This is a genomic window from Apibacter adventoris (assembly GCF_002964965.1).
Lineage (GTDB): Bacteria > Bacteroidota > Bacteroidia > Flavobacteriales > Weeksellaceae > Apibacter > Apibacter adventoris.
In genome coordinates this window covers 223,380-248,426 of the sequence record NZ_PSZN01000019.1, presented here as the reverse complement: position 1 = coordinate 248,426, position 25,047 = coordinate 223,380, and the positions used below count along the sequence as shown (strand labels likewise).

Genomic DNA, 25,047 nt, shown 5'->3' with positions numbered 1-25,047 from the left:
TCTTTATTTATACAGATTGAAGAGTGAAAATCTGATTTAATAAAGAGTTTACAATTTATATTACACATTTTTATTTTTTTGTGATCGTATTTTTGTCAAGCAAATGAACAAATTACATATGAAGAAAATAACATTAGCATTAGTATTTTTAGTTTCTTTATCATTTACGGCAACTCAAAAAAATAATAAAATTTTAGAGTCTAATAAAAAAGAAAGCTCATTTACTTACGTAAATGAAGATTCTTTAAGTTTAGAATTAAATTCACTTAAATATAATACTCTAGAAGTATCAAATAAAAAAATAGAAAATCACGTTGAAGAAAAAAGTGAATTATCTAATAAAGGTGTAATCTCTTGGTATGGAAAAAAATTTCAAGGAAGATATACTTCTAGTGGCGAAAAATTTGATATGAACGATTTAACAGCTGCACATAAAACTCTACCTTTTGGAACAAAGGTAAAAATAAGAAATCCAAAAAATGGAAAAGAGGTTATTGTTAGAATTACAGATCGCGGACCTCTTTCTCCAAAAAGAGAATTTGATTTAAGTCAAGCTGCTTTTAAAGAATTAGCAAATTTAGGGTCGGGAGTATTGAATGTTACTTATGAAATCTTGTAAAAAATAATTGTTATAATTTTGATAAATAGATAAAAAGCTTCTGAATAATATTTCAGAAGCTTTTTTATTCTTAATAAATAATCTAATTAATTTTATTTTATACTACCTCTCCATATAGATCAAATTCTTCTGCTTTTTTAATTTTTACGTTTACAAATTCACCCAAGGATAAGTTAAGATTTTCTTCTTTTATTAATACTTCATTATCTACATCGGGAGAATCATATTCTGTTCTTCCTATAAAATAATCTCCTTCTCTTCTATCTATTATACATTTAAATATTTTTCCTATTTTTTCTTGATTTAATTCCCAAGATATTTGAGATTGTATTTCCATAATTTCATTAACTCTTTCATTTTTCTCTTCATCAGAAATATCATCTTTCAAAGAATAAGCAGAAGTATTTTCTTCATGAGAATAGGTAAAACATCCCAGACGTTCAAATCTTTGTTCTGTAATCCAAGTTTTTAATTCCTCAAATTCCTTACGTGTTTCTCCTGGATAACCTACTATTAAAGATGTTCTTATAGCCATATTGGGAATACGATTCCTGAATTCTAGCAAGAGTTTATTTGTTTTTTCTTTAGTAGTCCCTCGTTTCATTGATTTGAGTATATTGTTTGATATATGTTGAAGAGGAATGTCTATATAATTACAAATTTTAGGTTCTTCTTTCATTATATTTAAAACATCTTCAGGAAAACCTGTTGGAAAAGCATAATGTAAACGAATCCATTCTATGTCTTTTATTTTTACTAATTCTCGTAATAAATCTCCTAATGCTCTTTTTTTATAGATATCTAAACCATAATATGTAAGATCCTGTGCTATTAGGATCAATTCTTTAGTACCTCCTTTAGCCAAAGCTTTGGCCTCTGAAATGAGTTCAGGTATAGGAGTTGAAACATGACGCCCTCTTATAAGAGGAATAGCACAAAAACTGCAAGGCCTATCACATCCTTCTGAAATTTTAAGATATGCATAATGTCTTGGTGTTGTAACTAATCTTTCTCCTACTAGTTCATGTTTATAATCTGCTCCTAAAGCTTTAAGTAATAAAGGTAATTCACGAGTTCCGAAATATGTATCTACATCTGGTATTTCTTTCTGAAGATCTGGTTTATATCTTTCAGATAAACATCCGGTGACAAATACTTTTTCTATTAATCCCTGTTTTTTTTGTTCTATACATTCTAAAATAGTTGTAATGCTTTCTTCTTTTGCATTTTCTATAAAACCACAAGTATTTATTACTACAATATCTCCTTTTTTTTCATGTACAACTTCTTTACCATTTGCTTTTAACTGATTCATCAATATTTCTGAATCATAGATGTTTTTAGAGCATCCTAATGTAATTATATTTATTTTTTTCTTTCCAATTGATTTGGTGCGCATTTTTCTAGTTTACTTATTTTTAAATTTTAAAGGAAAAGAAGTTAGAATATTAATTAATTTCTAATATTTTTTTTACCCAATTTTTAATTTGATATTTTTCAATAATTTCTTTGGGTACTTCTTGATATTTTGAATTTAGGAAACTATCTGATATTTCTATATTATCGGGATCTAATAATAATATATTGTTAGGATTATAAAAATCATAATTTACAATATCTTTATTTGTGGTGATAAGTTTTTTTCTATATCCCAGAGCTTCGAAAACTCTAAATGTGAGTCCTTCTTGTTCGGGTCTTTGTACGTCAATCATAATAGTTGAATCTTTTATTTTTTTTAAAGATTCTTCCCTTGAAATCATATGATTCAAGTATTTTATTTTTGTTTTAATTTTTGGTATATAAAAATTTATTTGTCTTCTATTCACTACATAAAAATCATAAGGAAATTTTTTTTCTTGTAAAACTTTAGCTATTTTTTCTAAAATGATAGTTCGTTGATCCAAAGAAGAAATATTAAATGCTTTAGGTAAAATATTATCTTTTTTTTGAGTATCTTCTTCGTAAATAAAATTAGGTATAAACTCTAAATTATATTTTTCAACATCTTGTTTATCATAACTGTAAATTTTATCAAAATAATTAAATGTATTGGATATAGCTGGCATTCTTTGTATTCCATCATAATGATATGCAATCATTTTTTTACAGACAGTTTGACAGAACAACAATGTTTCGGAAGATAACCATTCTGCATGAATAATAATTATTTTATCAAAAATACCCAATGGTGACAATTCTTTATGAATCAACCTATCTAAATGTTGTCTTTTAATATTAGATTCGAAAAAAGTTTTATTTAAAAGATTTTTAAATCTAACCCATAAATTTGGATATATATATCTATTTGCATAAATATCTATATGGATCGTTTCAATCCCCAAGTTTTTCATCGCTGAAACAATATACTTATCATATCCATAATAGTCTAAAGATATTAAGGCTACTTTCATAAAAATTATCGTTTAACTTGAAAAATACACTTATAATTTTAATCTATTTACAAATATACGTTTTCATAGTTTATTTATTTGTAATAAAATATACATTTTATTTTTCAAAAAATTATATTATATTTTTATGTATTTTCTTTGTTCCTTCATATATATCATATTGAAAAAAACGACATTCAAGTTTCCCATTAAAAAGTTTTATTTTTCTGGAAGGTCGCAATCCGACTTTTTTAAATGCATCTATATCAGAAGTTATAAACCAAGCTAATGTATTTTTATATGCTTTTTTTAATGTATCTCCTATTTTTTTATAAAAATCTTCTTCTTGTATTGTTAATCTCTCATTATAAGGAGGATTGAATATGACTAAAACAGGGAACATATCTTTTTCAGATTGAAAAAAGTCCTGATTTTTGACTTCTATAAATTCAGTTAAATCAGCTGCTTCTATATTAGACATTGCGGAATTTATAGCATTTTGTGATATATCGTATCCTACAATTTTCCCATTAAATTCACTAATTCTGTTAATTCTTGTTTCTTTTATTTTATCATATAGTGATAAATTAAAATTAGCCCAGTTCATAAAACTAAAATGTTTTCTATATAATTGCGGGGGGATATTTAGTGCCATCATTGCAGCTTCTATTAACAATGTTCCTGAACCACACATAGGATCTAATAAATTTCCTTTTCCTTCCCAGCCTGCTATATTTAATAAACCTGCTGCTAAAACTTCATTAATAGGAGCTTCAAAATGAGCTTTTCTATATCCTCTTTTAAATAACGGCTCTCCACTACTGTCTAAAGAAATAGTTACCTCATCATTTGTTATATATAAATGAAATTTTATATCGGGATCTTTTGTATCGACATCGGGCCTTTTACCAAATTTTTTTCTGAATCTATCAACTATTGTATCTTTCATTTTTAGTGCAATGTATTGAGAATGACTAAAATATTCCGAATACACAGTTGTATCTATAGCAAAGCTTTGGGAGTTATAGATATATTTCTCCCAAGGAAAATTAATAAGTTCTTTTTCAAAAATTATTTCGTTTTTAGCTCGGAATGAATGTATAGGCAATAAAATTTTAAGTGCCGTACGAAGAGAATAATTAGCTTTATATAAAAAGCCCAAATCTCCGTAGAATTCTACAGCTCTGTTTTTTATTTTTATTTTTGAGGCTCCTAATTGTTTTAGTTCCCGTGCTAATATATCTTCTAACCCGAAAAAGGTTTTAGCCTGCATTTGAAAAGATTCCTGATCAAAATCCATGATATTGTATTTCTTTGGCAAAAATAAAGAAAAGTGTTAGATTTATAAATAATAAAAGAGGTTATCTAAATTTAGATAGCCTCTTTTATTATTAATTTGTATAAATTATTCTTTTATAAATTTTAAATTTTTTACTTTTCCTTGTTCTGAAATTAATTGTATTATATAAACTCCTGTTTTTAAATTGTAAATGGCTGTTCCTGTATCTTGTGTAATATTTTTCTGAGATTTTAGTTTATTTCCATTTAAATTATATATAGAAATAGTTGCTGGATATATTAATCCTTTTATATATAGGTTATTATCTTTCACATATGGAATAAGATTTTCTTTATTTTTCTGTGATAAGGAAGCTAAGCTTGAATCTTCTCCCCAAATATCTTCCTCTAATACTACTAAAGGTAATCTATCCATATAATATTTATCATTTGTCCTTTCTATTACTTTTATTTCTTTATTTTCTTTTGTATAAGGCATAATGACATAAGTTCCGTCTTGCACTGTATTAGGTATTTTACATGTATATACAGCTCCTTTTCTACTGGTTGTTATATTTGTATAAAAATCTCCATTCGAATAGAACAAACCAATTTTAGATATTTCCTGATTACTTGTTGGCATAGATACCATAAAGTTTTTTTCTATATCTACCTGGAATATTTTATTTACCATATTAGATCCGTTTTCTTTGATATTTAACTGCATATAACTGGTAACTTGAAATGCTTCGGATGGAATATACTTTTTTGTATTAATTTTATACTGTATTGTCAGAGGTAATCGATCTATCCAAGGACTTGATGGTGCTCTTTTTACTATATTTTTTTCTCCATTTTGTTGTACTATATAAGGAACTAACATAAAGTTACCTATATAATTTTCCGGTAACTGACAAGTATAAATAAATCCATCTTGAGAAATTATGTTTAAAGGTTCTCTAAAACTTCCATCTTTAGGATTATATAATCCAAAATTTATATTTTTATTATTGGATTCACTTGTTCTTAAATAAATTTCAATGCTATCTTTTTCTTTAAAAATATATTTATTATCTTTTTTTATTATTTGTAAGTGAGAGACTATTTGGGGTAGAGCAGGATCTGTACCATTTTTTTGAACATAAAAACCTCTTATCCAACCATTAGGTAATTCTAAAAATCCAGCTGGTGGCACCTCCTGTAATCCTAATTTTTTTATATTTACTGTAGATATATCAAAATTAACAATTAACCCCGAATCCTTATATTTATTAAAATCAGAATCTTTAATATAAAGTTTATAACCTAATACTTCATCTGGTATTCGCTTTGTCCATCTAACATTAAGCCAATGATATAATGCCGGTTCGTAAACTACCTTATGGGTTAAATTATCAAAAACTATTAATCCACCTGTATTTAAACGTAATCTTGCTTGCTTATATAACCCATAGAAATCTCCTTCTAATAAACCTTCCCAAGGTCCATTTATTCTTCCACCGCCAGGCATTAAACCAAACCCATAAACATTTTTATTGGGGGCAAACCAATGACCATTATCTATATCTCCACTTTCTAAATTTACAGCGGCTGGGTTATCATTAGTTTTAGCTCCTAAATATTCTTTTATATCTTTATAAGAACCAGTACCGCACATTGCTAATAACTGATCAAACTCTGCTATACCAGGCAATACCCAGCCTGAATTTAATTGATTATTTTCGTACATCTTCCCTTTGGGTTCCCATCCTAAACCATAATATTCTCCATAATATTTATTATAATCATTAATGGAAACATTATAAGGTACTCCCCAAACACTCATATGCTTGGTTAACTGTTCTTGTGTTGCCGTATTAAATTTAGGATTATTGAAGTTCTCAGACATCCAATAGTATTCTCCAATTTTAAATGCTTTGTAATTGGCAGTAACATTTTCATTTCGAAATTCTAAATTTAGAATTTCATTTTCTCTCTGACCTTTCATGAAATGAAAAGTCATTAATATTGCAATAAATAATAAAGAATTTTTCATAAATATTTTGTTTTGATAGTTTAAATTATCTATCAAATATATATTATTTATCTTTAAATTCAATATAACAAGACAAGATATATGTCATATTAATATAAAAAAATTATTTTAATAATAAAAAAGATCCTGCAATATGCAGGATCTTTTGTTTTAATTTATTATATTGTCTATTTCTTTTTAATTTGCAACCAATCTATAGAAAAATTACATTTTTTATATTCATTTTGAACAGTAATAAAAGTTGTAGGTATTTGATTTTCAACCCATTTTTCTATAATATCGTTTTCTTTAGTTCTTTGTGCAAAATTTTTAATTCTATTATAGTCAATTTCTAAATTCATTTTATGAGCCGGTATAACATCTGTTATTTTTAATAATTTTACAACAGTTCTATTGTTATCTTTATCTTCAAAAACTTCAGACAAATCTCCTTTTCCTAGACCTGAAAGATTATATAAAATTTTTGTTGGTAATTTTATTTTTTCAAATCTATTATCTCCTGTTTGCGAATTTGACAAAACGCCTCCGTTATATTTAGTGTACTTATCATCTGAATATTTTAAGGCAGCAGCACTAAAGGTTATTTTTTCTGATTTAATTTCATCTTTAATTCCTTCTAATTTTTTGATAGCAGCATTAATTTCTTCTTTATTAGGAACTGCTGCTAATAAAATATGTCTTAGATCTAAAATTTGTCCTTTTCTTTTTTGTAAATATATAATATGATATCCGTATTCTGTTTCAAACGGATCAGAAATTTGTCCTTCTTCTAAACCAAATGCTACAGCATCAAACTCCTTTACCATTTGCCCTCTTTTGACATTCATAATCAAACCACCATTTTCTGCTGATCCGGGATCTTGTGAATATTTTTTAGCCATATCGGCAAAACTGGCTCCTTCTTGTATTTGTTTTTTTATATCATTTAATTGATCGATGAGCTCTTTTTTATGATCTTGAGACAATTCTGGATAAAGAAAAATTTGTGCATATTCAATTTCTTCATTTAGATGCGGAAATTCTTCTTGATGAGTATTATAAAAATCTTTAAGGTATTCCGGAGAAACATCTATATTATGGGTTATACTAGCCATTTTCCTTTGTGTATACATTTGATTTTTAATCATTGTTTCTAGCACATTTTTTAGTTCTCCCATAGTTTTGAACTTAAAATTTGTCAAAACATTTTGATCTGATCCGAAATAATTTCTATAACCATCTAACCGCGAATCTACTTCCCTAGAAACTTCATCATTCCCGACCGTGATAAGTGTATCTTGTTTAGCTTTGTATAAAATAAGTTTTTCTTTCATCATGGTTTCTACAAAACTGCATTTGTCCGTTACTGTTTGTCCTTCTGAACGGGCATAGTTTTCAGCGTCGTTTATATCTGATTCTGTAATAATTTCATCCCCTACTACAGCTACAATTCCATCAATTTTCCTTTCCTGAGCTACACTCAAAGTTGTTATTAAAAAAGTTATTAATATTAGTATTTTATTCATATCAAGTTTTAATATTTTACAAATTTAAACTTCTTTTTCTCAGTTTCCTCAAATTCTATAGTTTTTTCAATTATAATCCATATTTTCTTATTAAATAATCTTCCTGTAAATTATCTATATGAATTACTACTTCATTTTTTAATTGTTGCATAACTGTATCAATTTTATAATCTATATATTCATTAATAAACATGGTTTGTAGTTCTTTAAGAGTCATTTTATCATTTTTAATTATATTATTTATATATATAATTAATTTTCCGGTCTTGTAATCTGTAGTATAGATTTTTTTTAACAGTTTCTCTTCTGTGGGTAAATTAACCGATTCTCGTGTATATTTCCCTTGATTTATGATCAACAATACATTTTTTTCAGAATCTGTTTTTCCTTTAAAGTAATTACCTATTTCCTGAGTGGATTTTCCAGCATTTAACATTTGTAATACTATTTTCTCTACCTCAGAATTTAAGCAATAATATAAGGTTCCTTGTATTCTTTCTTTCCAAATTAATCTATCGGAATGTGTTTTTAGAAATTCCTGTTGCCCTTCAATATCTGCTTGAGCATCTTTGGTAATATTTTTTAAGGCAAATTTAATTAATAATTGATTTTCTAAATTATTATAGAATTCTTTATTTCTATCTATTTCATAAAAATGTGAGTTATAATAATTAATTATTGCCTGATTTTCCCATTCGTTGAGAATATATTGACTGAAATTGACTATATTGGGATATTGTTCTTTAGAAATTTGTTTTAAATGCTTTAATAATTCTTTATCTGTTAATTTAATATCATTCCCAATTAATACTAAAATTTTTTCATTTTCTAATTCCATTTTTTGAAAATTCTCGTAAGTTCCTGGAAGTGATTCTTGAAATTTTTTTATATTATAAATATCTTCTTTAAAAAAGGATTTTTGTTTTAATTCTTGAATTAAATGATCATTTAAAGTATTTACTTCAATGGTTTTTTTTAAATTTTCAAAAATTCTATTTTTTGAAGTATTATAATCCTCAAAATTATCCCTAAAAATATATTTGTATATTTTAAAACCGTCATTAGTTTTTATTGGAGGAAAAACTGTAGGTTCATTAACATTTTTCACATAATTATATAGAGTATCATTGTTTATATCTGTATAAAAACTATTTTCTTTATCCGTATGTTTTGAATATTTGTTTTTGGCTTCTAAAAAATCTTCTGGATTTTTAATTTTGCTGTATATTAGATCTGCCTCATTTTTGCCATTCTCAGATGAATTATTAATATATATTTCATCTAATACAACATTTCCTAAATATTGCCTCTCCTCACTTACCAAAATAAAATATATTTTTCCATCTATTGCTTTAAATATTGTCGTATGATTTAAAGGAGCATTATAAATTGCGTCCATTAAAGGTTTTTCAAGTGAAAAAACATCTATATAAACTGGTTTTTTATATTTTTGTATTGTTGAATATTTTTCTACTTCCTTCTCAAAAATATATATGTTATTATTTATTTGTTTCAATAAAGTATTAATATATTTATCAATATTTTTTTCATTTAATAATTCTTTTTTTAAAAGTAATAATTGTACTTTCCTTTCTGTTTTTAATTTTTTATAATAATCTCTTAAAAGTGGTTCTACTATTTCTTGAGAATAGTAAATGCTATCTTTAAACTTTTCTGATTCTTTTTTAAGCTGTAATAAGTATTCAGTAGAATTATTTATTCTTTTTTGAATAGAATATTGTTTTAATAAATTAAAATCAATAAAGTTTTTTATAGATTCCTTGACGCCTATTTGTTTTAAATTATTATTTTGAGTTTTCTCAAAATAATCTGTATAAATAGTATCTTTATTAATAGTCATTAATATTGATTGACAGTAATGTATTTGACTACTAAAAAAAATAAAATATAAAATTATTAGTTTTTTCACTCTGAAGATTTTTCACAAAATTATAAAGAATTTATTTGTTTTTCTATGGATAAAAAGTGAGATAAATCTTAAGAAAATTCTTGAAAAAATTTAACATATCATAATGATTCAAAATTATATGTTCTTTTAGTTATCCATTTATAATAAATAATGTATGTTAATTTATTTTAAAGATCTAATTGCTGCTTCCTGTGCATGTATTAAAGTAGTATCAAATAAAGGAATCATTGTATCATTTTGTTGGATCAATAAACCAATTTCTGTACATCCTAAAATAACACCTTGAATACCTAAATTGCAAAGTTTATTTATAATATCTAAACAGATTTTTTTAGAATTCGATTTAATAATACCCAAACATAATTCCTTAAAAATTATATCATTAATTTTCCGTCGATCTTGTTTTTCTGGTATCAAAACATCAATTCCATGATCAATTATAACCTTTTTATAAAAATCTTGCTCCATAGTGTAACAAGTGCCTAATAAAGCAACTTTTTTAATATTTTTATTTTTTAAAGCTTTAACTGTCATTTCAGCAATATGTAAAATAGGTATATTAAGATATGGAAGCATGTCGGGCACAACTTTATGCATAGTATTTGTACAAATAACAATAAAATCTGCCCCTGCTTTTTGTAAGCTAAGTGCTGCTTGAATTAAAATATCAGCACTTTTTTTCCAATTATTATTAGATTGACAATATTCTATTTCATGAAAATCAACACTATACAAAATACATTGGGCTGAATGTAATCCTCCTAATTGTTTTTTCACAACCTGATTAATAGTTTGATAGTATGTTACTGTACTCTCCCAACTCATTCCTCCAATTAAACCAATTGTTCTCATATTAAAAAATCTTCTTTTTTATTTTTTGTAATATTATAATACATCTATAAAATTATAACGAGAGAATAGTTATTTAATTTTATAATCATTTCATTACCTTTAATTAATCTATTTTTTTAATTTAAAAAATTGTAATAATAATAATAATAATAATAATAATATTTATTTTTTATGAAAAATTTATAAAAGATGTTGTTATAATATTCATTCTATTATTCTTATGATGGGAAATTTAAATTTAATAATGAATCTTATTTATAATATAAGATATTAGTTTAATTAATGATCTCTTTTTTTGTTTGCTATAATAATTACTAGTATAATTAATACTAAATTCAATAATAGGATTTTTTATAAATTTAGCATAAAAAAGTCTCATTATATTTATTTTTTATAAAAAAAAGGAAAACTATAATTTAGTTTTCCTTTTTGTAATAATATTTCGATAAAATTATAAGTCTATAGCTTCTCCATAAGCATCTTCGGTAGCTCCTTTAAATGCTTCTGATAATGTAGGATGTGGATGTATAGTAGTTAAAATTTCATGAGCTGTAGATTCCAAACGTCTTACGGCTACAGCCTCTGCAATCATATCCGTTACACCATTTCCTACCATGTGGCATCCTAATAACTCACCATATTTAGCATCATAAATTACCTTAATAAATCCGTCTACATCTCCGTTAGCTGTAGCTTTTCCCGAGGCAGCAAAAGGAAATTTACCGATTTTTAATTCATAACCTGCTTCTTTTGCTTTTTTCTCTGTCAATCCAACAGATGCTATTTCCGGAGAGCAATATGTGCATCCCGGAATATTTTCATAATTTATAGGTTCTACATTTATCCCTTTTATTTTTTCAACACAAAGAATTCCTTCTGCCGATGCTACATGTGCAAGTGCAGGGCCTGGTATAACATCTCCTATAGCATAATAGCCAGATACATTAGTTCTATAATAATCATCTACTAAAATTCTACCTTTATCTGTTGCAACCCCTACATCTTCTAAGCCTAGATTTTCAATATTTGCAGAGATTCCTACGGCTGATAGTAAAATATCGGCTTCAAGTGTAACTTCTCCTGAAGATGTTTTCACGAATGCTTTTACACCCTCTCCTGTTGTATCCACTTTTTCTACAGAAGCATTGGTCATTATCTCTATTCCATGTTTTTTTAATGATTTTTCTAAATGTTTAGATGTTTCTTCATCTTCCACAGGAACAATATTTGGCATAAATTCAACTACTTTTACTTGGGTGCCCATAGTTGAATAAAAATAAGCAAATTCAATACCTATGGCCCCTGAACCTACCACAATCATAGATTTAGGTTGTTGGCTAAGTGTTAATGCTTCTCTATATCCAATAATTTTTTTACCATCCTGTGGTAAATTAGGTAACTCTCTAGACCTTGCGCCGGTAGCAATTATTATATGTTGAGCAGAATATTCTGTAATTTTTCCTTCTGCATTTGTTACTTCTATTTTCTTACCTGTTTTTACTTTCGCATTTCCTGTAATAACATCTATCTTATTTTTTTTCATTAAAAAAGCTACTCCTTTATTCATCTTATCAGATACTCCTCTACTTCTTTTTATAATATTGGCAAAATCAAAAGTAGCTTCCGATTTATTTAATCCGAAATCTTCTGCATGATTAATATAATCAAATACGTGAGCACTTTTAAGTAATGCTTTAGTTGGTATACATCCCCAATTTAAACAAATGCCTCCTAATTTTTCACGTTCTACTACTGCTGTTTTAAAACCTAATTGTGATGCTCTAATAGCCGTAACATATCCCCCTGGACCGCTACCAATAACTATAATATCATAATTCATTTGTCAAATATTTTTAGATAACAAAAATACTACTTTTTTATAAAAAAATAGTTCTGAATAAGATTCAAATAAAAAATTTTATCTTATTTTTGTCATAAAATTAAACTTAAAAAATGGAGCAAACAAATTATCCTCAGAATACAGATTCCGATAGTGGAATTACTTCAAGTTCAAATCCTCAAAAAGAAAATAAAAAAATTATAGCTGGAATTTTAGGGATTCTTTTTGGTTCTTTGGGAATTCATAAATTTATTTTAGGCTATAATAAAGAAGGTCTTATTATGCTATTAGTTTCCATTCTCACTTGTGGATTAGGTTCTGCAATTATGGGACCTATTGGGCTAATTGAAGGAATAATTTATTTAACAAAATCCGATGAAGATTTTTATTATACCTATCAAGTGAATCACAAAGGCTGGTTTTAAAAAACATTTTTTCAGAATTCAAAGTATATTCTACATTACAATATCTAGAAAAAAGTTACTTTATTGATAAATAAAAAAATCACATAATAACATATGTGATTTTTTTTAGTTGTAGCCCCAGCGAGAATCGAACTCACATCTAAAGTTTAGGAAACTTTTGTTCTATCCATTGAACTATGAGGCCATTTTTAAAATGCTTTGCAAAAATATAAAAACTATTGAAATAATCATAATATAAATTTATTCCATAACTTTACAAAACAGGGGGCTCCTTTTCTTATTAATTTTGTATTATTTTAAACATATTAAAATGAGCCCTATAAAAAACGTTCAAAAAAATATTATCTATATACCTTTAGAAAATGTTGATAGTGAACATTGTGCTTTAATAGTAAATAAAGGTTTAGATACAGTAAAAGAAATTCAATCACATACTATAGAACTAAACAATAATCGTGTAAAAATACATGCTGAAGATACTGCTTCTGTAATTCCTCTAGTAGTAAAAGAAATAAGGAATTTAGGATATGATGTACCTACTATAAAAAAAACATATCCTATAATGAATTTAAGTTGTGCTTCTTGTGCAAACAGTAGTCAGAATGTTTTAAAGCAACAAACAGGAGTTGTCAGCGCCTCAGTTAATTATGCCAATGCATCTGTCAATGTAGAATATATACCATCATTAATAAACCCAGAAGAATTAAAAAAATCTCTACAAGAAATTGGATATGATTTGATGATCGATGAAAGTGATGAATCTAAAGACTCATTAGATGATATACAAAGACAACATTTCATAACATTAAAAAGAAAAACATGGGGAGCTCTTCTGCTCTCTATTCCACTTGTACTTATTGGAATGATCCCCTTTTTTATGCACCAAAGTTGGGCTAATTACCTTATGTGGTTATTGGCAACCCCTGTGGTTTTTATTTTTGGTAAACAATTTTTTATTGGTGCTTATAAACAGGCAAAACATCATTCTGCCAATATGGATACTTTAGTGGCAGTTAGTACCGGAATTGCATATATATTTAGTGTATTTAACACTCTATTTCCCTCTTTTTGGCTTAATCGTGGGTTAAAACCTCATGTATATTTTGAAGCTTCTGCAGTAATTATTACCTTTATTCTTATTGGTAAAGTTTTAGAACAAACAGCCAAAGGGAATACTTCTTCTGCCATAAAAAAATTAATTGGGTTACAGCCTAAGACTGTTACAATTATTCATCATGAAAAACATGAAATGGAAATTCCGATAAAAAATATACAAAAGAATATGATTGTTTTAGTGAAACCCGGTGAAAAAATAGCTGTAGATGGTGAGGTACTAACCGGAAACTCTTTTGTTGATGAAAGTATGATAAGTGGAGAACCTATTCCTGTTGAAAAATCTAAGGGAAATAAAGTATTTGCAGGCACTATAAATCAAAAAGGAAGTTTCCAATTTAAGGCCGAAAAAGTTGGTAGTGATACCCTACTTTCTCAAATCATAAAAACCGTGCAAGAAGCTCAAGGGAGTAAAGCTCCTGTTCAAAAATTAGTAGATAAAATTGCCGGAATATTTGTACCTATAGTTTTTTCTATAGCTTTTTTAACATTATTGATTTGGATTATTTTAGGAGGAAATCAAGGTTTTATTTTTGGTATACAATGCTTTGTCACTGTCTTAGTTATTGCTTGTCCCTGTGCTTTAGGATTAGCTACTCCCACAGCTATTATGGTTGGTGTAGGCAAAGGCGCTCAAGAAGGTATTTTAATTAAGGATGCAGAAAGTTTAGAAACTGCTAAAAAAACTAATACCATTATTTTGGATAAAACCGGCACAATTACTGAAGGAAAACCTACCGTAGATTCTATAGAATGGTTTACAGAAACAAATCAAAGTCTTTCCGATATTTTATATAGTATAGAAAAATCTTCAGAACATCCACTAGCAGAAGCTATTGTAAATAGTATCCGTAATAAAGCAAAATTTTTATCGACTATACAGATTGAAAACATTACAGGAAAAGGAATTTTAGGTAACTTTAATAATCAAAAATTTTATATTGGCAATCCTTCTTTCATTAATGAAAAAAACATTTATATTACAGAATCTATTCAAAGTTATATTAGTTCAAAGTTATCTCAAGCTAAAACTGTACTTGTATTTACAAATGATTCACAGGTTCTTTCTGTTATTTCTATATCTGATGCAATAAAAGCTTCTTCCAAAGAGGCTATAAAACAAATTAAAAATTTAGGCATTGAAATCTATATGTTAACAGGTGATAATCACGAAACAGCAAAATTAGTTGCAGAAAAAGTTGGAATTACACATTTTAAGTCTGAAGTTTCTCCTCAAGAAAAAATTGACTTTGTAAAACAACTTCAAAATTCTTCCAAAAATAAAAACATTATAGCAATGATTGGAGACGGAATTAATGACAGTGCTGCTTTGGCTCAGGCAGATGTAAGTATCGCTATGGGGAAAGGTTCGGATATTGCTATTGATGTTGCTAAAATGACTATCATTTCAGGTGATTTATTAAAAGTTCCTCAAGCTATTCGTTTATCTAAACAGACAGTAGCTACTATTAAGCAAAATTTGTTTTGGGCTTTTATATATAATATCATTGGAATTCCTATCGCTGCTGGAGTTTTATATTCTGTAAACGGTTTTTTACTCAACCCGATGCTTGCTAGTGCTGCTATGGCTTTAAGTAGTGTAAGTGTTGTTTGCAACAGTATTTTATTAAAATTTAAAAAATAAAATTCCATAAAAAAAGCCTCCGTTTAAAGAAGGGAGGCTTTCTGACGCTAAAAAGATCTTTTATGTTTGAAAATTTAATTTTATCCTTTTTTATATAACAAAATTACAAACAAACAATTGTATTATTTTACGGAAATCCGTAATTAAATCAATATTTTTAATTATTTTAATATTTTTATTTTTATATTGAGACAAAATAATTGTTTTTTATATAAAATAAACAATATATAAAATAAGTGTAAAACCAATACAAATAAATAAAATAATTTATGTAAATAATAAATCTTATTAATTTTAGATCTGATTAATTAAAAGATTATTCTGTATTTTTTTCATTATTTTTTTTAGTAAAAAAATGCTTATATTATTATTACCATAATGCTAAAGGAATTTTTTTATCAGGAGGTGGAAATAGCTTATCCAGTAATTCTAGATCTTGCGAAGAGAGTTTAATAGATAAACTTTCATAGTTTTCTTTAACATGAGCAACAGAACCTGCTTTGGGTATAGCTATTAGACCCTGATTTCTCATTGTCCAAGCTAAAGCTATTTGCACGGAAGTTGCTTGGTGTTTTTGAGCTATTTCTTTCAGAAGTTTATTTTCTACCAAATTTCCTTCACCAATAGGCGAATAGGCAATAACAGGCATATTTTTATTTTTAGCCCAAGGTAATAAATCAAATTCTATTCCTCTGGTTTGTAGATTATATGCTACCTGATCTACCGCACATGTATTTCCTTGAGGCAGAGCAAAAAACTCCTCCATTTCGGAAACATCCATATTACTAACTCCCCACTGTTTTATTTTACCTTCTCGTTGAAGTTTAATCATAGCTGATACAGTTTCATTAAAGGGATAACTTCCTTGCCAATGTAGTAAGTATAAATCTAAATAATCGGTTTTTAACTTTTTTAAGCTTCTTTCACAAGCCTGTATTGTACCTTGTAGGCTAGCATTGCTAGGTAAGACTTTACTAATTAGAAATACTTTATCCCTTAATCCTTTTATTGCCTCACCGACTAGCTCTTCATTATCATACATTTCTGCAGTATCCAATACTTTTAATCCTAAATCTATACCTACTTGTAATGCGGTTATTTCTTCTATTTTTTTTAAAGAATTTTTACCCATGTGCCATGTACCTTGTCCTAAAGCTGATACCTGTTGACCATTACGAAAAGTTACTGTTTTTTGTTTCATATATAAATTTAATCATATAATTTTAAAATGATATAAAATTTAAAATAATATTTTAAATTTTTTAAAAGTGTAAATGATCAGTATCTTCCCATTATATAATTCTTTAACTATTATGCTTGCCCATTGATTAGTATTTTTTACTAAATTCTTTAGAATGTACCTAATCTCTAGTTATAAAAAGCAATGAATGTAGTAAAATTGTTTCAATATCCTAGAATGTATAAAATACAAAAACTTTACATTGCTAGAAGCCATTGGTTTAGCTTTTTTCTATTAAGCACAATTTATCAATTATAGAATATTTATAAAACAAAAATATTTTGTAAAATTGACTTTTAAAGAGTTACTAAATATAATTTTTATAGTAAATAAGCAACTTATTTTCAATTAATTAATTTCAATATTTAAAAAAGATTTTCGACTTTTTATTATTTTAAAAGAATGAAATTAAAATTTTTTTATCTAAAATATAAAGAGAAATTTAACACAAATCATTAAAATAGAAAGTATATAAACTCAAAAAAGACTTATAAATATTTATTTATAAGTCTTTAGCAGAGAGGAAGGGATTCGAACCCTCGATACGGTTACCCGTATACTACCTTTCCAGGGTAGCCTCTTCAACCACTCGAGCACCTCTCTGTAATGGTTTGCAAATGTACATATTTTTTTATTATTTAAAAATAATTTTGCTATACAGAAATTTCTCCAGCCCAACTTTTTTCAAATTCACATTTGATTTGTTGAGAAGTATAATTATTTTTTCCTAATATGCACATGGGTTTTGTAATTGCGGCTTCAACTGTAATATCATATCCGTTTATTACCTCTAATTCACTAAAAATCAAACTGTTTTGATACTTACCTAAATTTACACTACCTCTGATACATTGTGTTATAATTACTAATTCTTTTCCAAATTCTTTAGCTTTTGCTATTGATTGAAGGGTATGCGTATCTGAAGGTATATTTTCTGATCCGAAAGTTCTTAACACAATTCCTTTAATATGAGGATTAGCTATCATAGCGTCTAAATATTCTTTTCTTTTGCCGGGAAAAAATGTGAAAATATTTACTTTATCTTCTATATTCAAATTAACCTGAAGTTCTGTCTTAGATTTTAATAGATTATCAGGAAATATTCCTAAATTTACTCCTGATTCTCCTAACTTAGGGTAATTTGGTGATATAAATGCATCAAAATGTTCTGCTGAAAATTTAGTGGTTTGATTTGCTCTGTAAAGTTTATGTTCAAAATATAAACATACCTCACGAATTGCCGGAACATTTTCTAAATATAAACTTGCATAGTAAATAGAGGTTATAAAATTTTCTTTTGAATCTGTTCTTAACTTTCTTATAGGTAATTGAGATCCTGTAAAAATTATAGATTTTTGTAATCCTTGTAACATAAAAACTTAGTGCTGAAGAAGTATACGACATAGTATCTGTTCCATGTAGAACTACAAAACCATCATATTTCATATATTTCTCTATTATAATATTTGCTAACCTCTTCCATTCTTTGGGAGGTAATATCAGAAGAATCCATGGGTGTTTCAAATTCTATAAAATCTATTGAAACTTCCAACCATTTAATTTCGGGAATATGATCTAAAATATGATTAAAATCAAAAGGTTGTAATACTCCGGTTCCATATTTTTTTACCATTCCTATAGTATCTCCGGTATAAATAATTAAAACCTGTTTTTTCATATTAATTTTTAGATTTTAACTTTGCAATTTATGAAAATATTAACATCTAAAATTCTTATTTTTGAGACATGATTCAAAAAGATTTTCAAAATAATTTAAAACTATATGAATATCTTAAGGATTTTATTACTCCTGAAAAATTACAAAAGATTGAGAATCTAGTAAATGAAAGAAGTAATTTTATAGTTCCAGTAATGGAAGATATTTATCAATTTAGAAATGCAGGTGCTATAGTCAGAAGTATGGAAGCTTTTGGATTTCAAACCTTATATGCTTTGGAAAACCGAAATTCTTTTATTCCTGAGAGTTCTGTTTCCAGAGGTGCTGATAAATGGATAGATATTCATTTTATGCAATCCAATATTGATTCATTAAAGAAAATTAAGGATAAAGGGTATTTAATTGCATCAATTTCACCTGAAAAAACAGCTATAAATATTCAAAATTATATTCCTAATCAACCTACAGCAGTTATATTTGGAACAGAATTTAGGGGTATCAGTAAAGATTTTTTAGATTTTTCTGATGTTTGTATTCAAATACCCATGTTAGGATTTACAGAAAGTCTTAATGTTTCTGTTGCTGCAGGGATCTGTTTCTATGAGATGAGAAACAAATTGGAAAAAAGTAACTTAAACTGGAAACTAACCCAACAAGAAAAATTGAATTTAAAAATAAAATGGGCAATAAATTCTGTAAGTTCCGGAGAAGAAATTGCTAAGCATTATTTAAAAAATGTGAAAATATGAAAAAAAGATTGATTGCAAGTATAAGTTTTTTATATGTTTTATTTCTACATGCTCAAAATATTCAAGAAATGACTTATACAGAAAATGATAAAACTATGGATGCTTTTGGGTTTTCTAATCCTATCTGTAATAAAGAGGTTTTGGTTAATAACTGGAAAACATTTATTAAGAAACAAAATGGGAAAATCAAAGGAGGTATTGTTAATAAAGTTAAAGGTACAAATATTAAATTTTCATCTTCAGGAGAGGAATGGAATGGAAATTTTGCCTACAGTTACAATGAGGACAATACTATGACTATATTTACTTCTTTTCAAAATATACAGGGAGACTTTTTAACAGCCGAAAGTTCCAAAGAGGAATTGAAACCTGCGGTAATAGCTTTAGAAAAATTCCGTCTCAATATCCTTAAATCCTGTTACTCAGATGATTTAAATAATGCAAAAACATATAGTCTTTCTTTAAATAAGCAAAAAATAAGAAATTTAGATAATATTAAATTTTTAGAAGGTGCTATACGAAAAGATAGTCAAAGGATAGAAGTTTCTAATTCTGAAGATTTATCTGATAAAGAAATTACCAAATTATCTAAAATAAAAAATAATATAGAAATTAATAAATCTGATATACAGAACCTTACCGAACGTAATAAATCTTTGGATGAAGAAATACAGGCGCAACAATTAGTAATATCTGATTTTCAAAGTAAAATTAAAGCATTGGATGAATTAAATAATAATACTTCTGATTCAATTAATGATATAGAAGAAAATAATTTTTCCAAAGACATGAATATTAATGAAGAAGTTGATAATATTAACGAAGATAATAAAAATGTTCATGATGAATATCAAAAAAAATTATTTGATAAATAAATATGTTTTATATGTGAAAATATTATAATAGTTGTAAATTTTTTATATATAATATTATTTATCTCAGCTAAGGAAAAAAGTTTCAAAATATAAGATTAATAATTTTTTTAATACTCCTCTATTTGTGAAATAAATGGAATTAGTTTATATTTATTACAAATTATGTTAATAAAATTATAGATATAATATTTTCAATTTATCAAATGCAATAAATATTATAATAAAAAAACTCTCTTTATATAAGAGAGTTTTTTTATTATTTTGAATTTTATATTTCTTTATGCATCTATATTAGCATAAGCGGCATTTTTTTCTATAAATTCTCTACGAGGTGGTACATCGTCTCCCATCAACATAGAAAATATACGATCTGCTTCTGATGCATTATTTATTGTAACCTGACGTAAAGTTCTTCGTTCCGGATTCATAGTTGTATCCCATAGCTGTTCTGCATTCATTTCTCCTAACCCTTTATATCTTTGTACTGTAAATCCTTTTCCTTGGGCATTAGCTAGTTGCGTTGCTATTTCTTCTCTATGTTTATCATCCCATGCATAATATTCTTTATTTCCTTTCTTTAATAAATATAAAGGCGGGGTAGCTATATAAATATATCCTCTTTCAATCATTTCTTTCATATAACGGAAAAAGAATGTTAATATTAGAGTTGTAATATGGGAACCGTCGACATCTGCATCTGTCATAATAACTACTTTATGATATCTTAGTTTTGATAGATTTAACTCCTTTGAATCTTCTTCAGTGCCAACGGAAACTCCTAATGCTGTATATATGTTTTTTATTTCTTCACTTTCAAAAACTTTATAGCTCATGGCTTTCTCTACATTTAAAATTTTACCCCTTAGTGGTAAAATAGCTTGAAACATACGATCACGCCCTTGTTTAGCTGTTCCTCCAGCTGAATCTCCTTCGACTAAAAATAATTCACTTTCTTCTGCATTACGAGAGGAACAATCAGCTAATTTACCAGGAAGTCCGCTTCCTCCCATGGGAGATTTTCTCTGAACTAGTTCTCGAGCCTTTTTGGCAGCTTGTCTTGCTTTGGCTGCTAATAATACTTTTTGTACAATTTGTTTAGCTTCATTAGGATGTTCCTCTAAATAATTAGTTAACATCTCCGAAACAATTTTATCTACAGCTGAACTAACTTCAGAATTTCCTAGTTTCGTTTTAGTTTGTCCCTCAAACTGAGGTTCCATAACTTTTACTGAAACAACTGCTGTTAATCCTTCCCTAAAATCATCTCCTGTAATTTCAACTTTTTCTTTTGCTAAATTTATATTTTCATCTGCATACTTCTTTAAAGTTCGGGTTAAAGCTCTTCTGAAGCCCGTAAGATGGGTTCCACCCTCATGGGTATTAATATTATTTACATATGAATGTATATTTTCAGTATAAGAAGTATTATACCTCATAGCCACTTCTACAGGAACATTATCCACTTCACCTTCCATATGTATAATTTCTTCCATTAAAGGTTCCCTATTGCCATCTATAAATTCTACAAATTCTTCTAATCCTCTTTCTGAATAAAAAGTATCTGATTTGGGATTTCCATCTTCATCTATTTCACGCAGATCTGAAAGGTTTATAGTTATTCCTTTATTTAAAAAAGAAAGTTCTCTTAATCTTGCTGCTAAAGTATCATAGTTATATTCTGTATCATTAAAAATTGTAGCATCCGGTGTAAATGTTACAAATGTTCCTGTATGATCGGAAGTTCCTACAACTTCTACAGGTGCTAATGCTACTCCTTTAGAATACACTTGTTTATATTGTTTCCCGTCTCTGTTTACAATAGCTATCAATTCTGTAGATAATGCATTTACACAGGAAACCCCTACTCCATGTAATCCTCCAGAAACCTTATAAGAATCTTTATCAAACTTACCACCCGCACCTATTTTAGTCATAACCAGTTCTAATGCCGAAAGTCCGGTTTTGGTATTTATATCTACAGGTATTCCCCGTCCATTATCTTTTACGGTAATAGAATTATCTTTTTCAATAATTACGTCGATTCGATCACAATAACCAGCTAATGCTTCATCAATGGAATTATCAACAACTTCATATACTAAATGGTGTAGACCTCTAAGTCCTACATCTCCAATGTACATTGATGGACGCATTCTAACGTGTTCAATTCCTTCTAATGCTTGAATACTATCAGCTGTATATTTTTTTTCACTCATATTATTATAATATCAATTCTTTATTTAACTGAAACAGTTAACTACAAAAATACAATATTTTATTGTATTTCTCTATGAACTAAATGCAAAATGTTTCTTTATTTTTTACATTTTCTATATTATATTACAAACAAAAAAATCGGATAATGATATCCGATTTTTTTGTTTTATACAGGTTTGAATTAAATTTCAGAGTATGTTTTTATTAATGCACTAAAATCTTCTATATTAAGTGATGCTCCTCCTATTAATCCTCCATCTACATCGGGTTTAGAAAAAATTTCTTTAGCATTCGAAGGTTTCACACTTCCACCATATAATATTGATACAGAATCGGCTACTTCTTTCCCATATTTATCTGCTATTAAACTTCTGATATATGCATGTATTTCCTGAGCCTGTTCTGGAGTAGCTGTTTCTCCTGTTCCTATAGCCCAAACCGGCTCATAGGCAATAACTACTTTACTAATTTCTTCTGCTGAAAGATTAAATAAGGCCACTTCTGTTTGTCTTTTTACAACTTCAAAATGTTTTCCTGCTTTTCTTTCTTCCAATACTTCTCCATTACAGAACATAGGTGTTAATCCATTCTCTAATGCTATTTTAACTTTAGCTCCTATTTGTTCATCGGTTTCTTTATGATACTGTCTTCTTTCGGAATGTCCTATAATCGATCCATCAACATGAAGAGAAGTTAGCATCTCTGCAGACACTTCTCCAGTATAGGCTCCTGATTTATGTTCAGAGATATCTTCAGAAAATATTTTAAAATTTTTATGTTGAGCCTTAGCGTTTTCTAAATAAACAAAAGGAATCCCAGCTATCACTTCACATTTAGGTGAATTTGCTTGTAAATATTTGTCTATTTCTGATAATAATAATTGTGCTTCTGGTAGAGTTTTATTCATTTTCCAGTTACCTGCTACGATTTTTTTTCTCATAATTATACTATTTATCTATAATTTTTCAATTTGTTTTATAGTAGGTAGATCATTTACATGATATTTAGCTACTACTATTCCTTTTTTTAAGATCATTAATCCTATTACACTTCTATTAATTGTTTTTAAAGTAGTAGGATCTGTTATACATGATTTAATAGGCATCATAATCTTCGGATCATTAGTAGCCACTACAAAATTAATATTTTTTTGCATCAGCTCATTAGTGATTTTTCTCAACTTTGCTTTTTCTATAATGCTTAATTTATGAGCATAGGGAATTGTAAATACTAAAAACTTGTCTGAATTTACTACTTCTTTTGCTCTATCAAAACCGTCACATTCTATGTAAAAATCATGAACTGAAGGCAATACTGCTTCTTTAATTATTTTTTGATCCGTTTTTATTATATGCCATAAAGTATCTTCCCAAATGCCACTATTCATGTATTCTTCTGAAGAAACTTTTTTTTGTTTTTTATCCTTACTATTTTCCATAGTATAAATTATAGAAATTTCTGGAGGAATACCATCATTCATTTCTTTTTTTAAATCTTTACCTATGGCATAGGGTCTAAAATCGATAAGAGGTAAATGTGCTATTCCCATATATGCTATCCAACAGCAAAAAACAAAAGATATTATAACTAATGTAATTCTTATTTTTGATGGAAATACAGGTTTTATATATTTTAAACCTAAAACCAATATTATTATAAATAACAATAATATTATATCTTTATAAAAAGAAAACCAAGGTTTAAGTTTCAATGCATCACCAAAACACCCACAATCAGTAACTTTATTAAAATATGCTGAATAAAATGTTAAAAATGAAAAAAATATAATAAGTGATAAAAGTGCATATACAGTAAATTTTTTACATATTCCCAGAAGTAATAACAATCCTAACATAACTTCAGCGATTACAAAAAATATAGATAATGGCAAAGCCAAATTTTCTAAAAAAGAAATATTAAAAACTCCTTCTCCAAAATACTCTTCCAGTTTATATGAAAAACCTATGGGATCTATTGTTTTTACGATTCCAGAAATTATAAAAATGATCCCCACAATAACTCTAAAAAAATTTGTAACGTATTTCATATAACATCTTTCTAGGAATTATAGTTTAATAAAATTAATGCAAAAACTGCATAATTCACAATGTCATAATAATTAGCATCTAAACCTTCTGAAACTAGAGTTTTACCTTCATTATTTTCAATTTGTTTTATTCGTAACAATTTTTGAAGAATTAAATCCGTAATTGAACTAACCCTCATATCTCGCCAAACTTCTCCATAATCATGATTCTTTTTTTGCATTAAATCTTTAGCCTCATTTACTTTTTTTTCGTATAGTTTTATTGCTTCTTCTGTATTTAAATCCGGTTGTTCTGCTATACCTTTTTCCATTTGAATTAATGACATAACAGAATAATTAATTATGGCAATAAACTCTCCATCAACATTTTCAGGTACTTTTTGTTCTCCTTTTTCTTGTAAAGTTCTTATCCTACTAACTTTGATATATATCTGGTCAGTCAAAGATGGAAGTCTTAAAATTCTCCATGCCGAGCCATAATCTAACATTTTATTCTTAAATAATTTTTTACAGCTAGAAATAACATTATCAAATTGTTGAGAAGTATCTTTCATATTTTTATAATTCTTAGCAAAAATACTATTATTTAATTAATATATTTTCTTATTA

At 27.2% G+C, this 25,047-nt stretch carries 21 protein-coding genes and 2 tRNA genes; 5 read left to right on the top strand and 18 right to left on the bottom strand.

What is annotated here, in order from left to right; genetic code table 11:
- Positions 1-118 precede the first annotated feature (118 nt).
- Complete coding sequence (locus C4S76_RS08795) at positions 119-619, top strand: septal ring lytic transglycosylase RlpA family protein (RefSeq protein WP_221405006.1); 501 nt, start codon at positions 119-121, stop codon at positions 617-619.
- Between the two features lie 97 nt (positions 620-716).
- Here the strand turns inward: C4S76_RS08795 and rimO are convergent, their stop codons facing one another.
- From rimO to lpdA, 8 genes are all read right to left on the bottom strand, one after another.
- Entirely contained in the window at positions 717-2,018 is a 1,302-nt protein-coding gene (gene rimO / locus C4S76_RS08790; RefSeq protein ID WP_105194096.1) for a 30S ribosomal protein S12 methylthiotransferase RimO, read from the bottom strand.
- A gap of 49 nt (positions 2,019-2,067) precedes the next feature.
- On the bottom strand, positions 2,068-3,030 hold the full coding sequence (locus C4S76_RS08785) for a hypothetical protein (protein WP_105194095.1): 963 nt from the start codon (positions 3,028-3,030) through the stop codon (positions 2,068-2,070).
- 112 nt (positions 3,031-3,142) lie between these two features.
- Positions 3,143-4,309 (bottom strand): THUMP domain-containing class I SAM-dependent RNA methyltransferase, encoded by a 1,167-nt coding sequence (locus C4S76_RS08780; protein WP_105194094.1) that lies wholly within the window; start codon positions 4,307-4,309, stop codon positions 3,143-3,145.
- Positions 4,310-4,414: 105 nt separating this feature from the next.
- Positions 4,415-6,322 carry a T9SS type A sorting domain-containing protein gene (locus C4S76_RS08775; protein WP_105194093.1) on the bottom strand — a complete coding sequence of 636 codons (1,908 nt, stop codon included), beginning with the start codon at positions 6,320-6,322 and terminating at the stop codon, positions 4,415-4,417.
- A gap of 167 nt (positions 6,323-6,489) precedes the next feature.
- The gene (locus C4S76_RS08770) at positions 6,490-7,827 is read right to left on the bottom strand and encodes a peptidylprolyl isomerase (RefSeq protein WP_105194092.1); all 1,338 of its coding nucleotides are present in this window, start codon (positions 7,825-7,827) and stop codon (positions 6,490-6,492) included.
- Between the two features lie 70 nt (positions 7,828-7,897).
- The gene (locus tag C4S76_RS08765) at positions 7,898-9,688 is read right to left on the bottom strand and encodes a hypothetical protein (RefSeq protein WP_105194091.1); all 1,791 of its coding nucleotides are present in this window, start codon (positions 9,686-9,688) and stop codon (positions 7,898-7,900) included.
- 231 nt (positions 9,689-9,919) lie between these two features.
- Positions 9,920-10,609, bottom strand: coding sequence for an aspartate/glutamate racemase family protein (locus C4S76_RS08760; RefSeq protein ID WP_105194090.1), 690 nt, complete (start codon positions 10,607-10,609; stop codon positions 9,920-9,922).
- A gap of 451 nt (positions 10,610-11,060) precedes the next feature.
- Positions 11,061-12,449: a dihydrolipoyl dehydrogenase gene (lpdA, locus tag C4S76_RS08755; protein WP_105194089.1), complete on the bottom strand. Its 1,389-nt coding sequence runs from the start codon at positions 12,447-12,449 to the stop codon at positions 11,061-11,063.
- Positions 12,450-12,562: 113 nt separating this feature from the next.
- Here lpdA and C4S76_RS08750 point away from each other — a divergent pair, with 113 nt between their 5' ends.
- Positions 12,563-12,874: a TM2 domain-containing protein gene (locus tag C4S76_RS08750; protein WP_105194088.1), complete on the top strand. Its 312-nt coding sequence runs from the start codon at positions 12,563-12,565 to the stop codon at positions 12,872-12,874.
- Positions 12,875-12,986: 112 nt separating this feature from the next.
- On the opposite strand, the gene C4S76_RS08745 is transcribed toward C4S76_RS08750, so the two are convergent.
- Positions 12,987-13,058 (bottom strand) — tRNA-Arg (locus C4S76_RS08745).
- A 126-nt stretch (positions 13,059-13,184) separates the two neighbouring features.
- Between C4S76_RS08745 and C4S76_RS08740 the strand changes: the two genes are divergently transcribed.
- Positions 13,185-15,632 carry a heavy metal translocating P-type ATPase gene (locus C4S76_RS08740; protein ID WP_105194087.1) on the top strand — a complete coding sequence of 816 codons (2,448 nt, stop codon included), beginning with the start codon at positions 13,185-13,187 and terminating at the stop codon, positions 15,630-15,632.
- Between the two features lie 370 nt (positions 15,633-16,002).
- Here C4S76_RS08740 and C4S76_RS08735 read toward each other — a convergent pair whose 3' ends face one another.
- The 5 genes from C4S76_RS08735 to C4S76_RS12145 all read right to left on the bottom strand — a co-directional run bounded on the left by C4S76_RS08735 (position 16,003) and on the right by C4S76_RS12145 (position 18,550).
- Positions 16,003-16,833: an aldo/keto reductase gene (locus C4S76_RS08735; RefSeq protein WP_105194086.1), complete on the bottom strand. Its 831-nt coding sequence runs from the start codon at positions 16,831-16,833 to the stop codon at positions 16,003-16,005.
- Positions 16,834-17,388: 555 nt separating this feature from the next.
- Positions 17,389-17,475 (bottom strand) — tRNA-Ser (locus C4S76_RS08730).
- Between the two features lie 50 nt (positions 17,476-17,525).
- Positions 17,526-18,194 (bottom strand): asparaginase, encoded by a 669-nt coding sequence (locus tag C4S76_RS08725; protein WP_317045856.1) that lies wholly within the window; start codon positions 18,192-18,194, stop codon positions 17,526-17,528.
- The gene (locus C4S76_RS12150) at positions 18,103-18,318 is read right to left on the bottom strand and encodes an asparaginase domain-containing protein (protein WP_317045855.1); all 216 of its coding nucleotides are present in this window, start codon (positions 18,316-18,318) and stop codon (positions 18,103-18,105) included. Before C4S76_RS12150 ends, C4S76_RS08725 begins: the two co-directional genes overlap by 92 nt.
- Positions 18,308-18,550, bottom strand: coding sequence for an asparaginase domain-containing protein (locus tag C4S76_RS12145; RefSeq protein WP_317045854.1), 243 nt, complete (start codon positions 18,548-18,550; stop codon positions 18,308-18,310). The genes C4S76_RS12150 and C4S76_RS12145 overlap by 11 nt, the downstream gene beginning before the upstream one ends.
- 68 nt (positions 18,551-18,618) lie before the next feature.
- Here C4S76_RS12145 and C4S76_RS08720 point away from each other — a divergent pair, with 68 nt between their 5' ends.
- Both C4S76_RS08720 and C4S76_RS08715 read left to right on the top strand, forming a co-directional pair.
- Complete coding sequence (locus tag C4S76_RS08720; RefSeq protein WP_105194085.1) at positions 18,619-19,299, top strand: TrmH family RNA methyltransferase; 681 nt, start codon at positions 18,619-18,621, stop codon at positions 19,297-19,299.
- The gene (locus tag C4S76_RS08715) at positions 19,296-20,174 is read left to right on the top strand and encodes a hypothetical protein (RefSeq protein WP_105194084.1); all 879 of its coding nucleotides are present in this window, start codon (positions 19,296-19,298) and stop codon (positions 20,172-20,174) included. The genes C4S76_RS08720 and C4S76_RS08715 overlap by 4 nt, the downstream gene beginning before the upstream one ends.
- Positions 20,175-20,452: 278 nt before the next feature.
- Here C4S76_RS08715 and gyrB read toward each other — a convergent pair whose 3' ends face one another.
- The 4 genes from gyrB to C4S76_RS08695 all read right to left on the bottom strand — a co-directional run bounded on the left by gyrB (position 20,453) and on the right by C4S76_RS08695 (position 24,992).
- On the bottom strand, positions 20,453-22,390 hold the full coding sequence (gene gyrB, locus C4S76_RS08710) for a DNA topoisomerase (ATP-hydrolyzing) subunit B (RefSeq protein WP_105194083.1): 1,938 nt from the start codon (positions 22,388-22,390) through the stop codon (positions 20,453-20,455).
- Positions 22,391-22,572: 182 nt separating this feature from the next.
- Positions 22,573-23,331 (bottom strand): triose-phosphate isomerase, encoded by a 759-nt coding sequence (gene tpiA, locus C4S76_RS08705; protein WP_105194082.1) that lies wholly within the window; start codon positions 23,329-23,331, stop codon positions 22,573-22,575.
- A gap of 15 nt (positions 23,332-23,346) precedes the next feature.
- Positions 23,347-24,438 (bottom strand): BT_3928 family protein, encoded by a 1,092-nt coding sequence (locus C4S76_RS08700; protein ID WP_105194081.1) that lies wholly within the window; start codon positions 24,436-24,438, stop codon positions 23,347-23,349.
- Between the two features lie 11 nt (positions 24,439-24,449).
- Positions 24,450-24,992, bottom strand: coding sequence for a DUF1599 domain-containing protein (locus tag C4S76_RS08695; RefSeq protein ID WP_105194080.1), 543 nt, complete (start codon positions 24,990-24,992; stop codon positions 24,450-24,452).
- Between the last annotated feature and the right edge of the window lie 55 nt (positions 24,993-25,047).